This window comes from Burkholderia sp. AU33423 (assembly GCF_002223135.1).
Lineage (GTDB): Bacteria > Pseudomonadota > Gammaproteobacteria > Burkholderiales > Burkholderiaceae > Burkholderia > Burkholderia lata_D.
In genome coordinates this window covers 70,538-93,493 of the sequence record NZ_NKFH01000009.1, presented here as the reverse complement: position 1 = coordinate 93,493, position 22,956 = coordinate 70,538, and the positions used below count along the sequence as shown (strand labels likewise).

The 22,956-nt window shown below is 67.2% G+C and carries 12 protein-coding genes and 2 pseudogenes; 10 read left to right on the top strand and 4 right to left on the bottom strand.

All coding sequences use genetic code 11. The annotated features are described in order from the left end of the window. The first annotated feature begins 51 nt into the window (after positions 1-51). From CFB50_RS33655 to CFB50_RS33615, 9 genes and pseudogenes are all read left to right on the top strand, one after another. Positions 52-1,439, top strand: a pseudogene (locus CFB50_RS33655) (TolC family protein). Then, positions 1,436-2,497, top strand: coding sequence for a metal transporter (locus CFB50_RS33650; RefSeq protein ID WP_089448792.1), 1,062 nt, complete (start codon positions 1,436-1,438; stop codon positions 2,495-2,497). The pseudogene CFB50_RS33655 and the gene CFB50_RS33650 overlap by 4 nt, the downstream one beginning before the upstream one ends. 42 nt (positions 2,498-2,539) lie before the next feature. Continuing rightward, positions 2,540-5,659, top strand: a complete 3,120-nt coding sequence (locus tag CFB50_RS33645) for an efflux RND transporter permease subunit (RefSeq protein ID WP_089448791.1) — start codon at positions 2,540-2,542, stop codon at positions 5,657-5,659. 3 nt (positions 5,660-5,662) lie between these two features. Continuing rightward, complete coding sequence (locus CFB50_RS33640) at positions 5,663-7,681, top strand: bifunctional DedA family/phosphatase PAP2 family protein (protein ID WP_089448790.1); 2,019 nt, start codon at positions 5,663-5,665, stop codon at positions 7,679-7,681. A 204-nt stretch (positions 7,682-7,885) separates the two neighbouring features. Next, positions 7,886-9,091, top strand: a complete 1,206-nt coding sequence (locus tag CFB50_RS33635) for an MFS transporter (RefSeq protein ID WP_089448789.1) — start codon at positions 7,886-7,888, stop codon at positions 9,089-9,091. A gap of 359 nt (positions 9,092-9,450) precedes the next feature. Beyond that, positions 9,451-15,354 carry an excinuclease ABC subunit UvrA gene (uvrA, locus tag CFB50_RS33630; protein WP_089448788.1) on the top strand — a complete coding sequence of 1,968 codons (5,904 nt, stop codon included), beginning with the start codon at positions 9,451-9,453 and terminating at the stop codon, positions 15,352-15,354. Positions 15,355-15,821: 467 nt separating this feature from the next. Continuing rightward, positions 15,822-16,109, top strand: a complete 288-nt coding sequence (locus CFB50_RS33625; RefSeq protein WP_089448787.1) for a DUF1330 domain-containing protein — start codon at positions 15,822-15,824, stop codon at positions 16,107-16,109. After that, positions 16,040-16,360 (top strand): annotated as a pseudogene (locus CFB50_RS33620) (hypothetical protein); the annotation flags it as partial. The gene CFB50_RS33625 and the pseudogene CFB50_RS33620, both read left to right, overlap by 70 nt. A gap of 232 nt (positions 16,361-16,592) precedes the next feature. After that, entirely contained in the window at positions 16,593-17,633 is a 1,041-nt protein-coding gene (locus CFB50_RS33615) for an LLM class flavin-dependent oxidoreductase (RefSeq protein WP_089449045.1), read from the top strand. 50 nt (positions 17,634-17,683) lie between these two features. Here CFB50_RS33615 and CFB50_RS33610 read toward each other — a convergent pair whose 3' ends face one another. From CFB50_RS33610 to CFB50_RS33595, 4 genes are read right to left on the bottom strand one after another with little or no spacing between them, the layout of a single operon-like run. Then, positions 17,684-18,535 carry an HpcH/HpaI aldolase/citrate lyase family protein gene (locus CFB50_RS33610; RefSeq protein ID WP_089448786.1) on the bottom strand — a complete coding sequence of 284 codons (852 nt, stop codon included), beginning with the start codon at positions 18,533-18,535 and terminating at the stop codon, positions 17,684-17,686. A 3-nt stretch (positions 18,536-18,538) separates the two neighbouring features. Further along, complete coding sequence (locus CFB50_RS33605) at positions 18,539-19,738, bottom strand: CaiB/BaiF CoA transferase family protein (protein WP_089448785.1); 1,200 nt, start codon at positions 19,736-19,738, stop codon at positions 18,539-18,541. Positions 19,739-19,748: 10 nt separating this feature from the next. After that, complete coding sequence (locus CFB50_RS33600; RefSeq protein WP_089448784.1) at positions 19,749-20,606, bottom strand: FAS1-like dehydratase domain-containing protein; 858 nt, start codon at positions 20,604-20,606, stop codon at positions 19,749-19,751. 58 nt (positions 20,607-20,664) lie between these two features. Continuing rightward, positions 20,665-21,837 (bottom strand): acyl-CoA dehydrogenase family protein, encoded by a 1,173-nt coding sequence (locus CFB50_RS33595; protein ID WP_047853245.1) that lies wholly within the window; start codon positions 21,835-21,837, stop codon positions 20,665-20,667. 112 nt (positions 21,838-21,949) lie between these two features. Here CFB50_RS33595 and CFB50_RS33590 point away from each other — a divergent pair, with 112 nt between their 5' ends. After that, positions 21,950-22,927, top strand: coding sequence for a LysR family transcriptional regulator (locus CFB50_RS33590; RefSeq protein ID WP_089448783.1), 978 nt, complete (start codon positions 21,950-21,952; stop codon positions 22,925-22,927). Positions 22,928-22,956: the final 29 nt, after the last annotated feature.

The following is a 22,956-nucleotide window of genomic DNA, read 5'->3' as shown; positions in this document are numbered from 1 at the left end:
TATCCGGGCCGAAAGCCGACACATCGGTTGGCCAGGACCCCGGATACCCGTATGCGCGGAGCGCTGCTTGTTGTCTGTGCGTTGCTGGGCGGCTGTGCGACCTACCATCCTCAGCCGATCGCGCCGCTACAGATTGCCCGTCAATTCGAAGACCGGTCGCTCGCGAGCGACGAACTGCATGCGTACCTCGTGCGCGAGCTTGGGCACGACGTCGCACCGTGGCCACTGCCGCGCTGGAATCGCGAGATGCTCACGCTGGCGGCCTGGTACTACAGCCCGGCACTGGATATCGCCCGCGCGCAGTGGGGAACGGCGAAGGCCGGCATCGATGTAGCCGGCGCGATCCCGAATCCGGTCCTTCAGTTGCCGTTCCAGTGGGCGACGCCGAACCCGGGGCCGGGCGCACCGTTCACGACCGGCCCGGCACTCGACATCCCGATCGAAACCGCCGGCAAACGCGGGTATCGGATCGATCAAGCATCGCACCTGTCGGAATCGGCTCGCCTGGCAATCGGCAACGAGGCGTGGAAAGTCGGCGCCCAGGTGCGTGACGCGCTGCTGGCGCTCCAAGCGGGCCGCGAGCGCAGCGCGCTACTGTCGCGCAAGGTCGACGCGGCGCAGCAGATCGTCGCAATGGTCACGAAGCGACGCGCGGTCGGAGAAAGCGCCGGGCCCGACGTCGACGCGGCTGTCGCCATGCAGACGCAGGCGAAAATCGATCTGGCGGCGAGCCGGGCCGCCGAACAGGATGCCCGCGCGCAACTGGCCGCGGCGATCGGCATCCCGGCCGCCGCGCTGGAGCAGGCCGCGTTCGATTTCGACGGATTCGACCACGCTCCGCCGCCGCCCCCGGAGACAGATGCCCGGCGCGACGCGATCCTGCATCGTGCGGACCTGCTGGGTTCGCTCGCCGACTATGCGGCAGCCGAATCGGCGTTGCAGCTGGAGGTCGCGAAGCAATACCCGGACATTCACCTCGGCCCCGGCTACACCTACGACACCGGAACGCACAAGATTGCGTTCGGCCTGGCCGGCATTGCGCTGCCGATCTTCGATCAGAACCAGGGTGGCATCGCGCAGGCGGAAGCGAAGCGCAAGGAAGCCGCGGCCCGCACCGCCGCGCTGCAGGACACGATCCTCGGCGACCTCGATCACGCGCTCGCTATCGATCGAGCCTCGACGCGTTGAAGCTGTCCGATATACACCGCACCGCCGCGCGCAGGCAACTCGACAGTCAGGCAGCCGGATTCGCAGCCGGAGACGTAGACCGCCTGACGCTCACGCAGGCGAACGCCGACTACCAGGCCGCCGAGATCGCTCGTCTGGACGCGGCCGTCGCGGTTCGCCAGGCGGCCGGCGCGCTCGAGGACGCGATGCAGCGCCCGCTGACGCCGGACGCCGTCCGAACGTTCTCCCCGTCACAACAGAGTGCGCGATGAAACGCCGACTGCTCTTTTTCTCCGTTATCTCCATTGCGCTGGTCGCCGGTGCCGGGTGGTACATCTACCGGACGCTCGGTCCGGGAACATCAGCACCGGTTGCCGCAACACGTGTGGCGCAGCCCGCCGTGCAAACCGTGAACGGCGAGACGGTCGTCGTCGTGCCGACCGACGAGCAGCGCGCCAGTCGAATCGAAGTGACGCCGCTGGCCGCGGCAGCCGTGCGATCCGGCCGCACGGCCTATGCAACGGTCGTCGACTTGCAGCCGCTGTTCGATCTGCGCAACCGGCTGGCGTCGGCCATTGCGGACCGCGATGCCGCACGTGAACTGGCCGCAACCTCGCAAGCACAATACGAACGAAGCCGAACGCTGTTCGCAGACGATCGGAACGTCTCGCAAAAGGCATTGCAGGACGCGCAGGCAGCCGCGCAAACGGCTCGCGCGAAGCTGCAGTCCGCCGATGCGGCACAAGGCTCACTGGCCGCGACGATGCGCCAGCAGTTTGGCGACGTCCTGACGAATGCCGCGATGGCGCCTCAATCCCCGTTATTTCAGCGGCTGCTCGCCGGACAGGCGATTGTCGTGCGCGTGACGCTGCCGCCCGACGATGCGGCCGCGGCCCCGGAGCGCATTGCAATCGACGGGCCGGACGGCCAGCCCGTGATGGCGCAGAAGCTGTCGGCCTCGCCGCAGGGCGATCCGGCGGTGCAAGGCAATCCGTGGCTCTATGCCGTCGCACGCGCGTTGCCGGTCGGCACCCGCACGAGCGCACACGTGCCGGGCGCGAACCCGGCCGGGCCGGCGCTGGCGATTCCCGATCGCGCCGTGGTGTGGTACGGCGGGCAGCCTTGGGTTTATGTGCGCACGGCGCCCGATCGCTTCACGCGCCGCGCCGTGCCGGCCGATTCCGCCGGCGATCAGGGTTTCGACGTGACGACTGGGTTCCATGCAGGGGACGCCGTCGTGACGCAGGGCGCGCAGCTGCTGCTGTCGGAGGAACAGAAACCGCAGGGCATCGCGACGGCCTGCAAGGATCCGCCCGAATGCGACGACTGAAACAGAAGTCCGGTTCGCCCGCCATCCATCCGACCCCTGCCCATGCTTGACGCGATCATCCGGTTCTCGCTGCGCTTTCGCGGCATCGTGTACGCGCTCGCCGTGCTGGCGGCCGGCTACGGCCTCTTTTCGCTGTCGCACGCGAAGCTCGATGTCTTTCCGGAATTCGCGCCACCGATGAGCATCGTCCAGGTCGAGGCACCGGGCCTGACCAGCGAGCAAGTCGAAACCCTCGTGACGCAGCCGATGGAGAATGGCCTCGGTGGCATGGTCGGCCTGCAGTCGATGCGTTCGCGCTCGCTGCAGGGTCTGGCGTCGATCACGCTGGTGTTCGATGCGCACGCGAACGTGATGCAGATCCGCCAGCTCGTGTCCGAACGCGTGAACGCGCTGGCCGCGACGTTGCCGGCGGGCGTGCTGCCGCCGCGCCTGTTGCCGTTGACGACGACCACCAGCGTCGTGCGCACGCTCGGGCTGACGTCGAAGACGCGTTCGTTGATGGACCTGTACGACATCGCGCAATGGGTCGTTCGGCCGCAGCTGATGAGCGCGCCGGGCGTCGCCGACGCCATCGTGTTCGGCGGCCAGACGCGTCAGCTGCAGGTTCAGGTCGATCCGGCGAAACTGATGCGCTACGGCTTGTCGATCCAGGACGTGATTGCCGCGGCACGCCAGTCGACCGGCGTGCGTGGTGCCGGCTTCATCGAGAACGACAACCAGCGCATCGCGGTCAACACGGATGGTCAGATCGCGACGCCGGAAAAGCTGGCAGGTGTCGTGCTCCGCTGGAGCAACGGTGTCGCGGTGCGTCTGTCCGATGTCGCGGCCGTGACGTGGGGAAGCGCGCCGGCAGTGGGCGCGGCATCCATCATGGGGCAGCCCGGCGTGATGCTCGTGCTGGAAAGCCAGTACGGAACGAACACGCGGGCCGTGACGAACAACATCGACACGACGCTCGCGGCGCTTCGTCCGGTGCTGGCGAAGCAGGGCATTGACGTTCAGCCGGACGTGTTCCGGCCGGCCAAGTTCATCGACGCATCGGTCGGGCACCTGCGTACCGCGCTGCTGGTCGGCGCCGTCCTCGTGATCGCGGTGCTGTTCCTGTTCCTGCTCAATGTCCGTACCGCGATCATCTCGGCGGTCGCGATCCCGCTGTCGCTGCTGGTCGCGGTCATCGTGCTCGTGTCGTTCGGCGTCAGCCTGAACACGATGACGCTGGGCGGTCTCGCGATCGCGCTCGGCGAAGTGGTCGACGACGCGATCATCGATGTCGAGAACATCTATCGGCGGCTCCGCGAGAACCGCGCGCTGCCGACACCGTTGCCCGTGTTTCGCGTCGTGCTTCGCGCATCGCTCGAAGTGCGGAGCGCGGTCGTGTTCGCGACGTTCATCGTGATGCTGATCTTCCTGCCGGTGCTGACGTTGTCGGGGGTGGCCGGCAAGCTGTTCGCGCCGCTCGGCATCGCGTACATCCTCGCGGTGCTGGCGTCGCTCGGTGTCGCGCTGACGCTCACGCCGGCAATGGCGCTTGCATTACTCTCGCGCGGCCCGCTGCCGGCACACGAGCCACGCCTGATCGCGGGCCTGAAGCAGCGCTACACCGCGCTGCTGATGAAGGTGGAGCAGCGCGTGAGGACCGTGATGGTGGTCGTTGCGCTGATGTGCGTCGCGGCGCTGGCGTCGCTGCCGTTCATGGGCGGCAACTTCATTCCGGAGCTGCGCGAAGGCCATTACATCGTCCATATGGGGATCGCACCCGGCACGTCGCTCGCCGAATCGATGCGTATCGGGACGCAGGTCACGCATGCGCTGATGCAGGTGCCCGGCGTCCGCCTCGTCGCCCAGCGCGCAGGACGTGCCAACGAGGTGGTCGACCCGATGGGCGTGCAGTTGAGCGAGTTCGAGGTCGATCTCGAGCCGATGAGCGCATCCGGCCAGAGCGACGCGTTGCACCGCATCCAGCAGGCGCTTGGGCGCTTCCCGGGACTCACGACGTCGGTCAATACGTTTCTCGTCGAGCGGATCGACGAAACGATCTCGGGCGTCACTGCACCGGTCGTCGTCAACGTGTTCGGCGACAACCTCGATGTGATCGACCGCAAGGCTCAGGAAATTGCGCGGCTGCTCGGCACGATCCACGGCGTCGCCAGCGTCGGCGTCGAATCGCCACCCGGCATTCCCGAACTCGACGTACGGCTCAAGCCCGATCAACTGAGCCGTTGGGGTTTTCGGCCGGTGGATGTGCTCGAGGCAATCCAGAGCGCGTACCAGGGCGCGGCCGCGTCGCAGGTCTATCAGGGCAGTCGTACGTACGATGTCGTCGTGATCCTGTCGCCCGACGTGCGCCGTAGCTTCGCGGACGTCGGGGCGCTGATGCTGCGTAACCCGGACGGGCTCGCGGTTCCGCTGCGCGCGCTCGCGACGATCGGTCAGGCGTCGGGGCGCTACCAGATCACGCACGACGGCGGTCGGCGCATGCAGACGGTTTCCGTGACCCTCGGCAGCCGCGCCGTGAGCGATTTCGTGAAGGAAGCGCAAACGCGTGTGAGTCACGAGATCGCCATGCCGGCGGGGACGTATGCGGTTTTCTCCGGCGAAAGCGAAGCGCGTTCGCAGTCGCAGCGCGATCTGCTCGTCTATGGCGCGATGTCCGCCGTCGGTATCGCTTTGTTGCTGTTCCTCGCGATGAAGAGCCGTCGTGGCGTCGTGCTCGTGATGATCAATCTGCCGTTCGCGCTGGTGGGGGGCGTCCTGAGCGTCGCACTGGCCGGTGGCGACCTGTCGCTGGGCAGCATGGTCGGCTTCGTCACACTGTTCGGCATCTCGTTGCGCAACTCGATCATGCTGATCAGCCACTACGAACACCTCGTTCACGTCGAAAGCATGCCGTGGGGAATCGAGACCGCGGTGCGCGGCGCATCCGAGCGTCTGATTCCGATCCTGATGACCGCACTCGTGACCGCGCTTGCGCTGATGCCGCTCGCATTGACCAGCGGCGCCGCCGGCAATGAGATCGAGGGACCGATGGCAATCGTCATCCTCGGTGGCCTGATCACGTCGACTGCGCTGAACCTGATCGTGCTGCCGACGCTGGCATTGCGGTACGGACGGTTCGAGCTGGACACGCTGGCGGAGTCTCCGGCCGCTTCGTCGAACGGGTGACCCATGCACGCTTGGCTTGTCGGTATCGCGACTCATCCGGTGCTCGTCCTGATCATCGTCTTCGGTGTGGCCTGCGCAGAATCTCTTGCCGTCATGGGAACCCTCGTCCCGGCCGGCATCGTGATGTTTGCCGCAGGTGCGCTGATCGGCGCTGGTGTGCTGGATGTGTGGACGACCCTCGGTGTCGCCGCACTCGGTGCGATGACGGGTGACGGGATCAGCTTCGAGCTTGGTCGCCGCTATGCGGGCGAGGTACGCACCTGGTGGGCTGATCACGGACATATGGAGGCCTGGGAACGCGGTGAGCAGTTTGTCGCGCGGCACGGCGGGAAGAGCATCGTCATGGCGCGCTTCCTTGCACCGGTACGCGCAATCGTTCCGCTGGTCGCTGGGGCGGCACAGATGCCGCGCCGCAAGTTCTATCCGATCAATATCGCTTCGGCATTGGCATGGTCTCCCGCTCACATCGTCCCGGGAATCGTGTTTGGTGCGTCTGCTCAACTCGCTGCTGCCGTGAGTGAGCGCCTCGCCGTGATGCTGCTACTGCTCGCCGCGCTGATCTGGTTGATCGTCCGGTTCGTGCGTATTGCGATGCGATATGGCGTGCCTGCCGTGAGGGCCGCCGCGTGGCGGGCGATGGAGCGCCTGGCGCGCCGGCATCCACGTCTCGCAACGGCGCTGTCGGGCATCATCGGTCCCGACCATCCCGAATCGCCGACGCTGATGGTGCTTGCCCTGCTGTTCATCGGGGGTGTGTGGCTGTTCCTTGGCGTTCTTCAGGACGTGATCGCACACGATCCGCTCATGGATGCCGACATCGCGATCGATAACTTCCTGCGCACGCTTCACACAGCGCCCATCGACTCTTTGATGACGGGAGTGGTCGAACTGAGCGGGTGGGACGTCGGCCTGATCGTGGCTGCAGTGGTACTCCTCTGGCTGGTGGTACGCCAATGCTGGCGCACGACGATCTACTGGTTGCTCGTGGTGTGCATTGCCGCGGCTGTCAGCCCCGTACTCGAGCCGTCAGACTATGTGAAGCCGCTGGTGTGGCAGGCGGGTGTGCCGCACGCGCCGATGCCAAGCGGTAATGCCACGCTCAATCTCCTGTTGTACGGATCGCTTGGCTGGCTGCTGATTCGGCGATGGGAGTCGTCATGGCGCGGTGCGGTCATCGCGGGGATAGTCGGATGGATTGCACTGGTCGGCTTCGCCCATCTCTATTTGGGCGAAAACTGGCTTGCCGACATTTTGGCGGGATGGGGCCTGGGACTCGCGTGGTTCGCCGCGCTGGCTGGCATCCATACACACTGGACCGTGCGCGACGACGTGCGGCCGGGCCTGTTGGTCTGCATCGTGGCGGGTACGCTCGCGATCTATGGCGCCTGGGTGGATAGTGACGCCGATCGTGCCGATCTCGAGCGGAGCCGCCCGGTCGCGCACGAAACAACTTTAACGCTTCGTCAGTGGATGGATGGCGGGTGGCGCTCGCTTCCGGTTCGACGTATCGACTTGAGTGGTGATCGGGAAGAAGCGCTTTCATTGCAGTGGGCGGACGATGCAATCTCGATTTCGAAGCAGCTCGAAGCCTCCGGCTGGCGGTCTGCTCCCGCGTGGTCGACGCAATCCGCGCTGCTGTGGTTGACGCCACACGTGTCCGTCGGCGCATTGCCCGTGCTGCCGAAGTTGTCGAACGGCTACGGCGCGGCACTGACCTTCGTCAAGTTCGATCCAGCCCAGCCTTTGAGTCGTACGGTATTGCGGCTCTGGCGTTCCGAGTACGAGGTCGCGACTGATCGGGCGGGTCGTGTGCCGGTCTGGTATGGCGCGCAATACCCGGAGTTGTTCCGGCAGCCGTGGCAATTGCTCACTGTCGGTGTCATAACGCGGTCGAATACCGCTGTCATTCCTGGTTTCGTGAAGATGGATGCGGTCGCGTCGAGCGTCGAGGCAGGCGTCAGCGATGCGACCGGGCCCGTCACGCTGGTATTGCCCCGCGGCGCCACGGTCACCGGCCACTAATGCACGTTGGCCGGCGTTCACCGCGCCGGGTGTGCATCGCGAATCCTGGTCGAGATCCCAGGGAGGGGTGAATATTCCGGTATCTGATTCGTCTTCCGTTGTGGAGCGCTGTACTTCTGGTCGATCTCCGTCCGGCGGAATGTCATACCCGCTGTAACGGATGCACGCTACTTTCCAACGAACCGCTTTTGACCTCGACGCATCATGACCACCCGTTCAGCTACTGCCAAAAGGCCCGCCATACCACGTACCGTCTGGGCGTTGGGTTTCGTGAGCCTGTTCATGGATCTGTCATCCGAGCTCATCCATGCGCTGTTGCCGATTTACCTGGTCTCGACGATGGGCATGAGTGTGGCGGCGCTCGGGGCTCTCGAGGGGGCGGCAGAGGCGACCGCGATGATCGTCAAGGTTTTTTCCGGCGCGATCAGCGATTGGCTGGGGCGTCGCAAAGGGTTGCTGCTGCTCGGCTACGGGCTCGCCGCATTGACCAAGCCGTTGTTTCCGCTGGCGACCACGCCAACGGTCGTCGTGACGGCGCGTCTGCTCGATCGTGTCGGCAAGGGCATTCGTGGCGCGCCGCGGGACGCGTTGGTGGCCGATGTCGCCCCGCCAGACATTCGCGGCGCCTGCTTCGGATTGCGCCAATCGATGGATACGATCGGCGCATTTCTGGGGCCGATGCTCGCGATCGTATTGATGTTGGGGTTCGCGGATCAGATCAGGTGGGTTTTGTGGTTCGCCGCCGTGCCCGCTTTTGTTGCGGTCGGCCTGATCGTCTTCGGCATACGCGAATCCGACCGCGCACAATCCCATCGGCCATTCCGCTCGCCACTGCATTGGCGGGCGCTGCGAGAATTTTCCCCGCACTACTGGTTCGTCGTCATCGTCGGGGCGACATTTACGCTTGCGCGTTTCAGCGAGGCGTTTCTGGTGCTGCGCGCGCAGCAAGCCGGTCTCGATGTCGCGTGGATTCCCGCGGTGATGGTCGTCATGGCCTTCGCATACTCGCTGTCGGCCTGGCCAGTCGGCGTGCTTTCCGATCGTGTGGACCGGCGGGTTCTGCTCGCCATGGGCATGGTTCTGTTGATTGCGGCCGATTTGTTCCTCGGTATGGGGAGGTCGAAACTGTCGATGTTTGTCGGGGTTGCCGCATGGGGACTGCATATGGGGTTCACGCAAGGCATTTTGGCGGCGATGGTTTCGGAAACGTCGCCGCCGACCCTGCGCGGAACAGCGTTCGGCGTATTTAACTTGATCAGCGGTGTGGCGATGCTGCTCGCGAGCAGCATCGCGGGCGTGGTATGGGCCCGCTTCGGTGCCTCGACGACCTTCGTCGTGGGCGCCGCACTGGTGGTGGTGCCGCTGTGTCTGTGCGCGTATGCACCCCGCCCAACGGCGTCACGGAATTGAAAGGGATACGGCTTCCTCGAGCAGTACGCGGCTGAACGAACGATCGCGCAGCAACCCCCCATTCCGATTGGTTGTTTTTATTGGGAAAAGTGCGCCACGACTCGCCAGCTACCGGGCGCTCGCCGTTCCGGTTCGAGCGAAGAAAGCTCCGGGCGGGATGCATCTCGCTCACTTGCCAGCCGCCTGCCCATGACGGCGCCAGGGTCGTCATGGAAAACTGTATGAATATACAGTATAGTGTCCGTCGAAATCGAGTCGCACGGGTACAACCTTGCGGCCCGTGCGCCGCGCCTGCGGGCATCCGCCGCAGCGTTCCGGCACCGTGAACTCTGGCTAACTCATTCAGACGGGCAGGCAAATTGTCATCCAGCAATCTGATCCGCATTCGCGGAGCACGTCAGCACAACCTCAAGAATCTCGATCTCGACCTGCGCACCGGCGAGATGACGGTCGTTACCGGCCCGTCGGGCTCCGGCAAGTCCAGCCTCGTATTCGACACGCTGTACGCGGAAGGCCAGCGGCGCTACGTCGAGACGTTCAGCGCGTACGCGCGGCAGTTCCTCGACCGGATGGACCGTCCGCAGGTCGAACGTGTCGACGGCGTGCCGCCGGCCATCGCGATCGACCAGACCAACCCGGTCCGCAGCTCGCGCTCGACCGTCGGCACGATGACCGAGCTGAACGATCACCTGAAGCTGCTGTACGCGCGCGCGGCCGAGCTGTTCGACCGCAAGACCGCGCGGCAGGTGCGGCACGACACGCCGGAGACGATCTACGCGGAGCTCGTCGCGCGCACGCTGGCGGACGATCCGCGCGTGGTCGTCACGTTCCCGGTCGAGCTGCCGGAAGCGGTGTCCGATGAAGAAATCGCGCAGTGGCTGTCGGCGAGCGGCTATACGCGCGTGCAGGCGCAGCGCGAGGTCGCGTCGCCCACCGGGCCGCGCAAGGTGCTCGACGTGGTGGCCGACCGCTTCCGCGTGCAGGGCGCCGACAAGGTGCGTGTGGTCGAGGCGATCGAGGCATCGCTGAAGCGCGGCGGCGGGCGCGTGAACGTATACGTGCTCGCGGCGGAGCCGGAGCAGGCAGGTGGCACGGCCGCCGAGCCGCAGGTATGGCGCTTCTCCACCGGGCTCCACGATCCCGACAGCGACCTGCGCTACGCGGAGCCGCAGGCGGCGCTGTTCTCGTTCAATTCGGCGTACGGTGCATGCGAAACCTGCCGCGGCTTCGGCCGCGTGATCGGCGTCGATCTCGGCCTCGTGATCCCCGACGCGCGCAAGACGCTGCGCGGCGGCGCGATCAAGCCGATGCAGACCCCCGCCTGGAAGGAGTGCCAGGACGACCTGATGCGCTACGCGGCGAAAGCCGGCATCCCGCGCGACACGCCGTGGTCCGAGCTGTCGGACGCCGAGCGCGACTGGGTCGTCAACGGGTCGCCGGACTGGAACGGCAAGTGGCAGAGCCAGTGGTACGGCGTGAAGCGCTTCTTCGGCTATCTCGAGTCGAAAGCATACAAGATGCATATCCGCGTGCTGCTGTCGAAATACCGCAGCTACACGCCGTGCGACGTGTGCGGCGGCGCGCGCCTGAAGACCGAATCGCTGCAATGGCGGCTCGGCTCGAAAGAGAATGCAGACGGCGTGCTCGCGCCGGCCGGCCGCTTCATGCCGCGCGGCGTCGACTGGAGCCGTACGCAGCTCGAAGCGCTGCCGGGCCTGACCGTGCACGACCTGATGCTGCTGCCGATCGAGCGCATTCGCCGCTTCTTCGACGACATCACGCTGCCGAGCGCGCTGCTCGACGATGCGCTGAAGCTGCTGCTCGCCGAGGTGCGCACGCGCCTGAAATATCTGTGCGACGTGGGGCTCGGCTACCTGACGCTCGACCGGCAGAGCCGCACGCTGTCGGGCGGCGAGGTGCAGCGGATCAACCTGACGACGGCGCTCGGTACGTCGCTCACGAAAACCCTGTTCGTGCTCGACGAACCGAGCATCGGGCTGCATCCGCGCGACCTCACGCGGATCGTCGAGGCGATGCAGCGGCTGCGCGACGCGGGTAATACGCTGGTCGTGGTCGAACACGATCCGTCGGTGATGCTCGCGGCCGACCGGCTGATCGACATGGGGCCCGGCCCGGGCGAGCGAGGCGGCACGATCGTCTACGACGGCACGCCGGGCGACATCCGCTCCGCGCGCACGCTGACGGGCGAGTATCTCGGCGGCCGCAAGCAGGTCGCCCATGCGTCGAACTGGGCGCGTCGGGTGGTCGACGCGAACACGCCGCGCATCGTGCTCGAAGGCGCGAGCGAACACAACCTGCGCGACGTGACGGTCGAGATTCCGCTGCAGCGGCTCGTCTGCGTGACGGGCGTGTCGGGGTCCGGCAAGTCCACGCTGCTGCAGGACGTGCTCTATCCGGCGATGGCACGGCACCACGGCAAGGCGACCGAGTCGCCGGGCGCGTTCCGCAGCCTCACGGGCGCCGACCAGGTCGGCGACGTCGTGTTCGTCGACCAGTCGCCGATCGGCAAGACCACGCGGTCGAACCCGGCGAGCTACGTCGGCGCGTTCGACGAGATCCGCAAGCTGTTCGCGAAGGCGCCGCTCGCGCTGCAACGCGGCTATGGCGCCGGCACGTTCAGCTTCAACTCGGGCGACGGCCGGTGCCCGACCTGCGGCGGCTCGGGCTTCGAGCACATCGAGATGCAGTTCCTGAGCGACGTCTACCTGCGCTGCCCGGACTGCGACGGCAGCCGCTATCGCGCCGAGATTCTCGAAGTGCGCATCGAGCGCAACGGCCGCGCGCTGAGCATCGCCGACGTGCTCGATCTCACCGTCAGCGAAGCGGCCGCGTTCTTCGCGACCGACGCCGAGGTGCTGCGCGTGCTGCAGCCGATCGTCGACGTCGGCCTCGAATACGTGAAGCTCGGCCAGCCGGTGCCGACGCTGTCGGGTGGCGAAGCGCAGCGGCTGAAGCTGGCCGGCTTCCTCGCCGAATCGGCGGCCGCCGTCAACGGCCGCCGGGTCGTCACCGAAGAAGCGCGCATCGCGCGGGCGAAGCTGTTCATGTTCGACGAGCCGACCACCGGGCTGCACTTCGACGACATCGCGAAGCTGATGCAGGCGTTCGGCAAGCTGCTCGCGGCCGGCCATTCGCTGATCGTGATCGAGCACAACCTCGACGTGATCCGCGCGGCCGACTGGCTGATCGATCTCGGGCCGGAAGGCGGCGACGGCGGCGGCCTCGTGCTGTGCGCGGGTACGCCCGACGACGTGAAGGCCTGCGCCGAATCGCATACCGGCGTGGCGCTGCTGCAGTACGACCGCGCAATGGACGCCGAGCTGGCGCTCGCCGACGAAGGCAAGCCGCTGCAGGCCGTGCTGAACGCGGCGCGCGAGCGGCGTGCGATCGAAGGCGAAGACGTCGTGCGGATCGTCAATGCACGAGAGCACAACCTGAAGGCGCTCGACGTCGACATCCCGCACGGCAAGTTCAACGTGATCACCGGCGTGTCGGGTTCCGGCAAGTCGACGCTCGCGTTCGACATCCTGTTCCACGAAGGCCAGCGCCGTTACCTCGAATCGTTGAACGCGTATGCGCGCTCGATCGTGCAGCCGGCCGGCCGGCCCGAAGTCGATGCGGTGTACGGCATTCCGCCGACCGTCGCGATCGAGCAGCGGCTGTCGCGCGGCGGGCGCAAGAGCACGGTCGCGACCACGTCCGAGGTCTGGCACTTCCTGCGGCTGCTGTACGTGAAGCTCGGCCTGCAGCATTGCATCCACGACGGCACGCCCGTCACGTCGCAGTCCGTCGAATCGATCGCCGCGCAGTTGCTGCGCGATCATCGCGGCGAGCACGTCGGGCTGCTCGCGCCGCTCGTCGTCAACCGCAAGGGCGTGTATACGGATCTCGCGAAGTGGGCGAAGGCGCGCGGCAGCACGCATCTGCGCGTCGATGGCGAGTTCGTGCCGGTCGATCCGTGGCCGAAGCTCGACCGCTTCCGCGAGCACACGATCGAGCTGCCGGTGGCCGATATCGTCGTGTCGCCGGACAACGAGGCCGAACTGCGGCGCGTGCTCGACGAGACGCTCGAGCTTGGCAAGGGTGTGATGCATCTGCTCGCGCCGCTCGACGGGCTGCACGATGCGATGCAGAACGATCATTCGACCGCACGCGTCGGCACGGTCAAGGTGCTGTCGGTCAAGCGCGCGTGCCCGGTGTGCGGCACGAGCTACCCGGAGCTCGACCCGCGGATGTTCTCGTACAACAGCAAGCACGGCTGGTGCACGACCTGCGTCGGCACCGGCGTCACGCTCACGCGCGAACAGCGCGCCGCGTACGACGACACGGTGCTCGCCGGGGATGACCGCGGCCGCGAGCAGACGCTGCCGTCCGACGAGCAGGAACCGGAAGGCGTGGGCAACGAACCGTGCCCGGATTGCCACGGCACGCGGCTGAACCCGTCCGCGCGCGCGGTCACGTTCGACGCGCATCCGATCGTCGAGGTCGCGCAATGGACGGTGTCCGACACGCGGCGCTGGATCGACGGGCTGGAACTGACGGGGCGCGATGCGCAGATCGCACGCGACATCGTCAGTGAGATCGGCAGCCGCCTCGCGTTTCTGGAGGAAGTCGGGCTCGGTTACCTGAGCCTCGATCGCGCGGCGCCGAGCCTGTCGGGCGGCGAAGCGCAGCGCATCCGGCTCGCCGCGCAGCTCGGCAGCAATCTGCAGGGTGTCTGCTACGTGCTCGACGAACCGACGATCGGCCTGCATCCGCGCGATAACCAGATCCTGCTGGACGCGCTGCGCAAGCTCGGCGACAAGGGCAATACGCTCGTCGTCGTCGAGCATGACGAGGACACGATCCGCCGCGCCGATCACATCATCGATGTCGGCCCGGGCGCCGGCAAGCGCGGCGGCACGCTGGTCGCGCAGGGCGCGGTCGCGGATCTGGCCGCGCAGTCCGATTCGGTCACGGGCCGGTTGCTCGCGCAGCCGATGACGCACCCGCTGCAGCCGCGCCGCAGCGTGAGCCTGCCGCGCAAGCAGGGCAGCGCCGCGGTGCCGGAAGCGTGGCTCACCGTGCACGGCGCGCGGCTGCACAACCTGCGTGACGTCACGGTCGGCATTCCGCTCGCGCGGCTCGTCGCGGTGACGGGCGTGAGCGGCTCGGGCAAGTCGACGCTCGCGCGCGATGTGCTGATGACGAACCTGCTCGATGCGGTCGGCCGCTCGGTGCTGTCGTCGCCGGCCACGCGCCGCGCACGCAAGGCCGCGCAGCAGGATGCGCCGGCCACCAACCGCCGTTCGAGCGTGCTCGCGCGCAGCGCGCCGCGGCCTTCGCTGAACGTCACGCATGCGTGGCAGGGCTGCGAGTCGCTGAGCGGCTGGGAGCAGATCGATCGCGTGCTGGAAGTCGACCAGACGCCGATCGGCAAGACGCCGCGCTCGTGTCCGGCCACCTATATCGGCGTGTGGGACACGATCCGCAAGCTGTTCGCCGATACGCTGGAAGCGCGGGCGCGCGGCTACACGGCGTCGCGCTTCTCGTTCAATACCGGCGACGGGCGCTGCCCCGCATGCGAAGGGCAAGGCGTGCGCACGATCGGGATGAGCTTCCTGCCCGACGTGAAGGTGCCGTGCGACGTGTGTCACGGGCAGCGCTTCAACCCGGAGACGCTCGCCGTCACGTGGCGCGGCCGGAACATCGGCGACGTGCTGACGATGGAGATCGACGAGGCGGTAGCGTTTTTCGCGCCGATCTCGAACATCGCGCATCCGCTGCAGCTGATGAAGGATGTCGGGCTTGGGTACCTGACGCTCGGCCAGCCGTCGCCGACGCTGTCGGGCGGCGAGGCGCAGCGCATCAAGCTCGTCACCGAGCTGACGAAGGTGCGCGACGACATCACGCGGCGCGGCCAGAAGGCGCCGCACACGCTGTACGTGCTTGACGAACCGACGGTCGGCCTGCACATGGCCGACGTCGCGAAGCTGATTCGTGTGCTGCACCGGCTCGTCGATGCGGGGCACAGCGTCGTCGTGATCGAGCATGACCTCGACGTGATCGCGGAAGCCGACTGGATCATCGATCTCGGGCCGGAAGGCGGCGTGGGCGGCGGCACGATCGTCGCGGCGGCGCCGCCGGAAGCGCTCGTGCAGGTGAGTGCAAGCCACACCGGGCAGGCGCTCAAGCCGGTGCTGGCGCGAACGGGGTCGGACGAAGCGGAAGCCGAGCGCGAGGGCGAAGCGCGGGTGGGGTAAGCGCGACGCTTCGTCTCGACGGCCCCGGTGCCGGGCGGTGATTTCCCCCAACTGACTTGCCAGCGACGGGGGCATCGCGATCCGGCTCATGCACCCCTCGTCGAGGGGTGTTTTCTTTTGGGGCTGCGGTCGACGCCCTGTGCCGCCGCCGTGATCGCGAGGCGGGCACACCGCCACAGGCCGGCAGCCCGATCGGCACGAACGCAAGCTGCCAGGTCTCGAACCCGGCGAGCACCGGGAATGGCTGATGGACATCGCGTGCGAACGAGATGGCGCGGCTGCCGACGATCGCGGCCGCCGCGGCCGCGCCCGCCCGCCCGGATGCGTTCATTGTTAATCCGGCTCGAATAGAGAGTTGGAAGCAGGGGGATAAGAGAAAGCGCGCCCGATGGTTAGGATGAGTGTCGTTGTGCGGCGGACGATCTCTGGATCGTCCCATCATTCTCGAACGCATCAGGAGTGCAATCTTGGCGACCTATATCGTCTTCACGCGTGAAAGCACGCAGGATCAGCAGGAACTCGATCTCTACCAGGACAAAGTCGGCGCGACGACCGCCGGCCACCCGTTGAAGGTGCTGGCCGCGTATGGCCCGCAGGAAACGCTCGAGGGCGACGGCCCGGAAGGGGTGGTGATCGTCGAGTTTCCGTCCGGGGACGCCGCGCGCGCGTGGTATGACAGCCCGGCATACCAGGCCATCGTTCAGCATCGCGTCAAGGGCGGACGCTTTCGGGCCGTGCTGGTCGAAGGCGTCTGACCGGGGGCGAGTCTCTTGTCGATCGTCGCGGCGACGCCGCCTTCGGCGGGACCGTCGTGTCGCTGTTCAAGGGCGAACTGGGCTTCCCGCCGGACGGCTTCCCGGCCGCGCTGTCGCGCAAGGTGTCGAAGCGCGAGCCGTCGGCGCCGTATCGCCCGGGCGACCGGATTCCGCCGGTCGATCTCGACGCGGTGCGCGCGCAGGCCGAGGCCGCGTGCGCGCAGCCGCTCGACCATCGGCAACGGGCGTCGAACCGTCCAGCATCAATCGCGAATTCCATTATTGATGCGCGTGTCATATCCATAGAAGAAATCACCGCAACGGGGCAGTCGCACGTTCTCCATAATCGAATGCGCATGTGAAGTCGTCTGTCCCGTCCACGCTTTCTCATGACCGCTTGAATCCGATGTGCGCGACCTTTTCGAGGTCGAGCGCGATGCCTCATTTCCTTTCGATTTTCGACTGATTGCGAAGGACACGAAAGTGAGCAACGTACGCATTGATCAAATTGCCTTCCTGACAACGGGAAATTACCCCGGCGAAGATGCAGCGGAGGGATTCGAGCGGGCGCTCGATTTGTTCCACGCGGGCGAGGCGCTCGGCTACGACGGTGCCTGGATACGGCAACGCCATCTCGAGCGCGCCGTCTCGTCGGCCGCCACGTTTCTTGCGGCGGCGAGCCAGCGTACGACCCGGATCGGATTGGGCACGGCGGTCATCCAGATGGGATACGAGAATCCGTTCCGGCTGGCCGAGGATCTCGCCACCGTCGACGTGCTGTCGCGCGGGCGGCTCAACGTCGGACTCAGTGCGGGCGCGCCGATTCACGGGGCGCTGCTGGGCGAACGCCTGTTCGACACCGATCCGGAGCGGATCGACTTCTCGCATGCACGCCTGGCCCGGCTGCGCCGCAATCTGGCCGGCGACTGGCTCGGTGACGAAGACACGTTCGTGGAATCGGCTGCGGGCAAGGTCCGGCCGCGCGTGAGCCCCTTCGCACCCGGCTTGACGGGGCGGCTCTGGTACGGCGCGGGGTCCAGGCGGTCGGCCGAATGGGCGGCCCGGAACGGCTTCAACCTGCTGATCGCCAACGTGACCACGGGCGAGGGCACCGACAGCCATATCGACGCCCAGTTGCGGCAGCTGGCGTTGTATCGCGACCATTGGCATGAAGCCCACGCACCGCGTATCTCGCTGGGGCGCGTGATCGTCCCGACCGACGGCGCGAGCGCGAAAGAGCGCGAACGCTATCGCGCGTTTGCGGACGGGCGTCATGCCCGCACGCTGGCGCCGCAGGGCGAGCGACGCACGCTGTACGCGCCGGATCTCGTCGGCACCTCGGACGAAATCCTGGAGCGGCTGCTGGCCGATCCGGTGGTCGGACAGGTGCGGGAACTGCGCGTCGAACTGCCCTACAACCTGCCGTTCGAGAATTATCTGCAGATTCTCGACGATGTCATCACGCGTATCGCACCGGCGCTCGGCTGGCGTCCCGCCGATCGGCGCGAACAGGCGGCGGCCTGAGCGGCGGCGCGGGTGCGGACCTGTGGGGCGCGCTGCGTAGTAGCGATCGATTATTTCCGAGTACCGGCGATGATCGCCTCGGCCGCGCGAATCACCGGAAGATCGACCATCCGGCCGTCCAGGCGGAACGCGGCGCCGCCGTGTTTCGCGGCTGCGTCGATCACGCGGCGCGCCCACGCCTGCTCGTCTTCCGAATAGCCCATCGCATCGTTCACGCCGGCGACCTGGGCCGGGTGGATGCAAAGTTTCCCGCCGAACCCGAATGCGCGCGCGCGTCGGGCATCGGCCGTCAGACGCTCGGCATCGTCGGTGCGCGTGGTCACGCCGTCGATCGGCGCGGGCAACTGCGCGCGACGCGACGCGGCCACGATCGCATTGCGCGCAAAGGCGAGCTCCGGCTCGTCGGGCGTCGCGCGCATGCCGAGATCGAGCTGGAAATCCAGATGCCCGAACGCGACGCGCACGACCTGCGGGTCGCGCGCCAGCGCGTCGGCCGCATCGAGCCCGGCCAGCGATTCGATCAGCGCGACGAGTTGCGCGTGCTCGCCGAGCTGCTCCGCGACGTGGCGCAACGCGCCCGCGTCTTCGGACTTCGGCAGCATCACGACTACGCCTTGCGTGGCCCAGTCGCGCAGCAGCGCGATGTCCGCGTCGTGCCACGGCGTGCCGACCGCGTTCACGCGCACGACGGTGCGCGCACGCTGCTCGTCCGTCAGCAGCGGCAGATGCTCCGCGAGTTGCGCGCGTGCGTCGTCCTTGCTGTCGGGGCTGACGGCATCTTCGAGGTCGACGATGATGCAGTCGGCCCCCGAGCCGAGCGCCTTCGCAAAGCGCTCGGGGCGGGTGGCCGGCACGAACAGCAGACTGCGCGCGTGATGGACGGGGGAGAGGGGCTTGCGCATGGCTCAGATCACGCCGGCGGCGCGCAGTTGTTCGATATCGGCGTCGGTGCGCCCGAGTTCGTGCAGGATGGCCGCGCTGTGCTCGCCCAGCGCGGGCACCGCATCCATGCGCACGTCGAAGCTGTCGATCGTGGCGGGCGGCAGCAGCGCCTGCAGTTCGCCGGCCGGCGAGTCGATCGAGCGAAAGCGCTGGCGCGCGTGCAGTTGCGGATGCGTCCAGAGATCGCCGATCTGGTTCACGGCGGCGTTCGCGATCTGCGCTTCGTCGAGGCGCGCGATCACGTCCTGCGCGGTGAGGGAGGAGAACGCCTGTTCGATCGCGGCCTTCAGTTCCGCGCGATGTTCCGAGCGGCGCACGTTGGCGTCGAAGCGCGGATCGGTCGCGAGCGCCGGGTCGCGCAGCACGACATCGCAGAACGCTTTCCATTCGCGCTCGTTCTGCAGGCCGAGCATCACGACGCGGCCGTCGCCGGCCTCGAACGGGCCGTACGGGTAGATGGTCGCGTGTGCGGCGCCGTTGCGGCCCGGTTGCTGCTGGCCGTCGTATGCGTAGTACATCGGGAAGCCCATCCACTCGGCCAGCGCCTCGAGCATCGAAATTTCCACGTGCGAGCCGATGCCCGTGACGCCGCGTTGCAGGAGCGCGCTGAGGATGCCCGTGTACGCATACATGCCCGCCGCGATGTCGGCGATTGAAATGCCGGCCTTGCACGGCTCGTCGGCCGTGCCCGTGATCGACAGGAACGCCGCCTCGCTCTGGATCAGCAGGTCGTAGGCTTTCTTGTCGCGGTAGGGGCCGTCGGCGCCATAGCCCGAGATGTCGCAGACGATCAGCCGCGGGTGCTTCGCGTGCAGCGCGTCGAACGACAGGCCCATGCGCGCGGTCGCGCCGGGCGCGAGGTTCTGCACCAGCACGTCGGCCTGGGCCACGAGTTCGCCCAGCACGGCCTGCGCGGCCGGTTGCTTCAGGTCCAGCGTGAGGCTTTCCTTCGACCGGTTGGTCCACACGAAATGCGACGCGAGACCGCGGGTGCGGTGATCGTACGCCCGCGCGAAATCGCCCACGCCGGGGCGCTCCACCTTGATGACGCGGGCGCCGAGGTCGGCGAGCTGACGCGTGCAGAACGGCGCGGCGATCGCGTGTTCGAGCGTGACGACAGTCATCCCGCTCAGCGGGCCGGGTTGAGCTTTTCGAGCTTGCATGGTCGGATCGTTATTCCAGTTCGGCGCTGGCCTGCATGGCCAGCTGCCCTTGCGGGCCGCGCGCCCACAGGCGGGCGGCATGTCCTTCGAGCTTGCCGTTCACCGTGAACGGCGCGGTGTCGAACAGCGGGCTCACAGCCTTGAACTCGAAGCGGCGAACGGTCTTGCCGGGGTGCGTGCGGCGCAGTTCCTCCAGCAGCAGCATCGCGACCAGCGGGCCGTGCACCACGAGGCCCGGATAGCCTTCTTCCTGCATCGCGTAAGGTCGGTCGTAGTGGATCCGGTGGCCGTTGAAGGTGAGGGCGGAAAAGCGCATCAGCAGCACCGGATCGGGCGTGACGACGCGCGAATACTCTTCGTCGGTCGGCGCCGGTGGCGGCTGGAGTGCCGGTGCGCCGGCCCCGGCCGACGGCGGCGCGTCGCGATATACGATGTCCTGTTCCTCGCGGATGGCCACGCCTTCGGCATCGCTCGCTTCGTGCAGCACGGTGACGAACACCAGCCGGCCGCTGCGGCCGGATTTGCTCTGCACGCCCAGGATCGTCGACCGGCGCTGCACGGGCGCATCGACGGCGAGCGGGCGCAGGAACTGCAGCTGTCCGCCGGCCCACATGCGGCGCGGCAGCGTGACGGGCGGCAGGAAGCCGCCGCGCCGCGGGTGACCATCGACGCCGATGTTCGACTGACGCTCGCCCGGCAGGAAGTACAGCCAGTGCCACAGCGGCGGCAGCGTCGCGGGGAGTTCGGATGGGTTCGCGTAGTCCAGCGTCGCCTGCAGCAGACGGACGGGGGCCCCGGTAATCCGGTCCGCGCTGTCTTCGCGGCGGCCGACCCACGCGTCGAAGGATTCGGAAGGCTCGACACTCATGGTGTTGGGTGCTCGATATCGGGTACGGGAATCGTCATGGAGAGGAATCCTTCCGAAATCAGTAGGAACGGGGGAGCTGCAGCACGTGCTCGGCCACATGTCCGAGGATCATGTTGGTGGAAATCGGCGCGACCTGATACAGGCGCGTTTCGCGGAACTTGCGCTCCACGTCGTATTCGCAGGCGAAGCCGAAGCCGCCGTGCGTCTGCAGGCACGCATTGGCCGCTTCCCAGCTGGCCTTCGCGGCCAGGTACTTGGCCATGTTGGCCTCGACCCCGGCGTTCTGGCGCGCGTCGATCTTCTCGCAGGCGCGCCAGCGCATCAGGTTCGCGGCCTCCAGCTCGATGAACGATTCGGCCAGCGGAAACTGGATGCCCTGGTTCTGCCCGATCGGGCGGCCGAACACCTTGCGCTCGCTCGCGTAGTCGCGCGCTTTCTCGAGGAACCAGTAGCCGTCGCCGATGCACTCGGCCGCGATCAGCGTGCGCTCGGCGTTCAGGCCGTCGAAGATCACCTTCAGCCCCTTGCCTTCGGTGCCGAGCAGCGCGTCTTCCGGCAGCTCCAGGTTGTCGAAGAACAGCTCGTTGGTCTCGTGGTTGACCATGTTGAGGATGGGACGCACGGTGAGGCCGTTGCCGATCGCCTTGTCCAGCTCGACGATGAAGCACGACAGCCCGTCGCTCTTCTTCTGCACCTGGTCGAGCGGCGTCGTGCGCGCGAGCAGGATCAGCAGGTCGCTGTGCTGGACGCGCGAGATCCATACCTTCTGGCCGTTGATGACCCAGCGGCCGTCCTTCTTCACGGCCGTGGTCTTGAGCTTGGTGGTGTCGCTGCCGGTGGTGGGCTCGGTCACGCCCATCGACTGCACACGCAGTTCGCCCGCCGCGATGCGCGGCAGGTAGCGCTGTTTCTGCGCTTCGGTGCCGCTGAACACGATGGTGTTCATCACGTACATCTGGCCGTGGCACGCGCCCGAATTGCCGCCGGAGCGGTTGATCTCTTCCATGATGACCGACGCCTCGGCCATCGACAGGCCCGGGCCGCCGTATTCCTGCGGAATCAGCGCGGCCAGCCAGCCGGCCTGCGTGAGGGCCGTGACGAACGCTTCGGGGTAGCCGCGCGCCTCGTCGATCTTGCGGTGGTAGTCGGCCGGAAACTGATTGCACAGGCCGCGTACCGCGTCGCGGATTGCCTGGTACTGGTCGGGGGCGGAGAAAACGGAGGCGCTCATGAATCGTGTCTCGTCATTGGCATGGGTCGAGTCCATAATAAGTTTTGATGGATTTCTTAAACAATAGAATTTCCTGATCGTCGAATCAGTTTTTGGCATCGAGGTATCTGCGATGGATCTCAAGCAATTGCGTGCGTTCGTCACCGTGGCCGAAACCGGTAACGTCACGCGCGCGTCCAGCCTGTTGAATCTCGTGCAGCCGGCCGTGTCGCGGCAGCTGCGCCTGCTCGAGGAGGACATGGGGACGGAATTGTTCGACCGCAGCCGCCACGGGATGCAGCTCACGCCGTCGGGCAAGACGATGCTCGAATACGCGCGCCGCATCCTCAACGAGGTGGCGCGGGCCAAGGCCGAGATCCAGCCGACCGAGGGGCCGGTGGCGGGCATCGTGAGCATCGGGCTGCTGGCCAGCACGTCGGACCTGCTGGCCACGCGGCTGGCAGGCGAGGTGGCGCGGCGCTACCCGCACATCCGGCTGCGGCTCACGATCGGCTACGCGGGCCACCTGCAGGACTGGCTCGAAGCGGGGGATGTCGATGCGGCGCTGCTGTACGGGCAGAAGGAAACCCCCGCGCTGCACGTCAAGGCATTGATCGACGAGAGTCTGTGGGCTGTCGCCGCGCCGTCGGCCAAGCTGTCGCGCAAGCGGCCGGTGTCGCTCGAGCGGGTCGCGCGCGAGTCGTTCATCCTGCCGTCCGCGCCGCAGGGCCTGCGGGCGGCGATCGAGCACGCGGCGGCCGAGGCGGGCGTGACGTTGCAGGTGTTCGCCGAAACCAATGCGCTGAGCGTCCAGAAGGAGCTGGTCGCGCAAGGCCACGGGTGGACCATCCTGCCGGCAGTCGGCGTGACGCAGGAGGTCGAGCGCGGCATCCTGAGCGCGGCGCCGCTCGCGTCGCCGGGCGTCCGGCGCACGATCGTGCTGGCGGCGCCGAGCAGCCGGCAGGCGACGGCGCCGGTGCGCTGCGTGGTCGGTGTGCTGCTCGATTGCGTGAAGGCGACGTTCGACCAGGGCGACTGGCCGGACGCGCGCTGGCTGGGCCAGGGCGAGCCCGGGACTGGCGTGAACCGCCTTCAGGGCGGTCGTGGCTGACCCCGGCGGCGTGCCCGGCTGGGATCAGC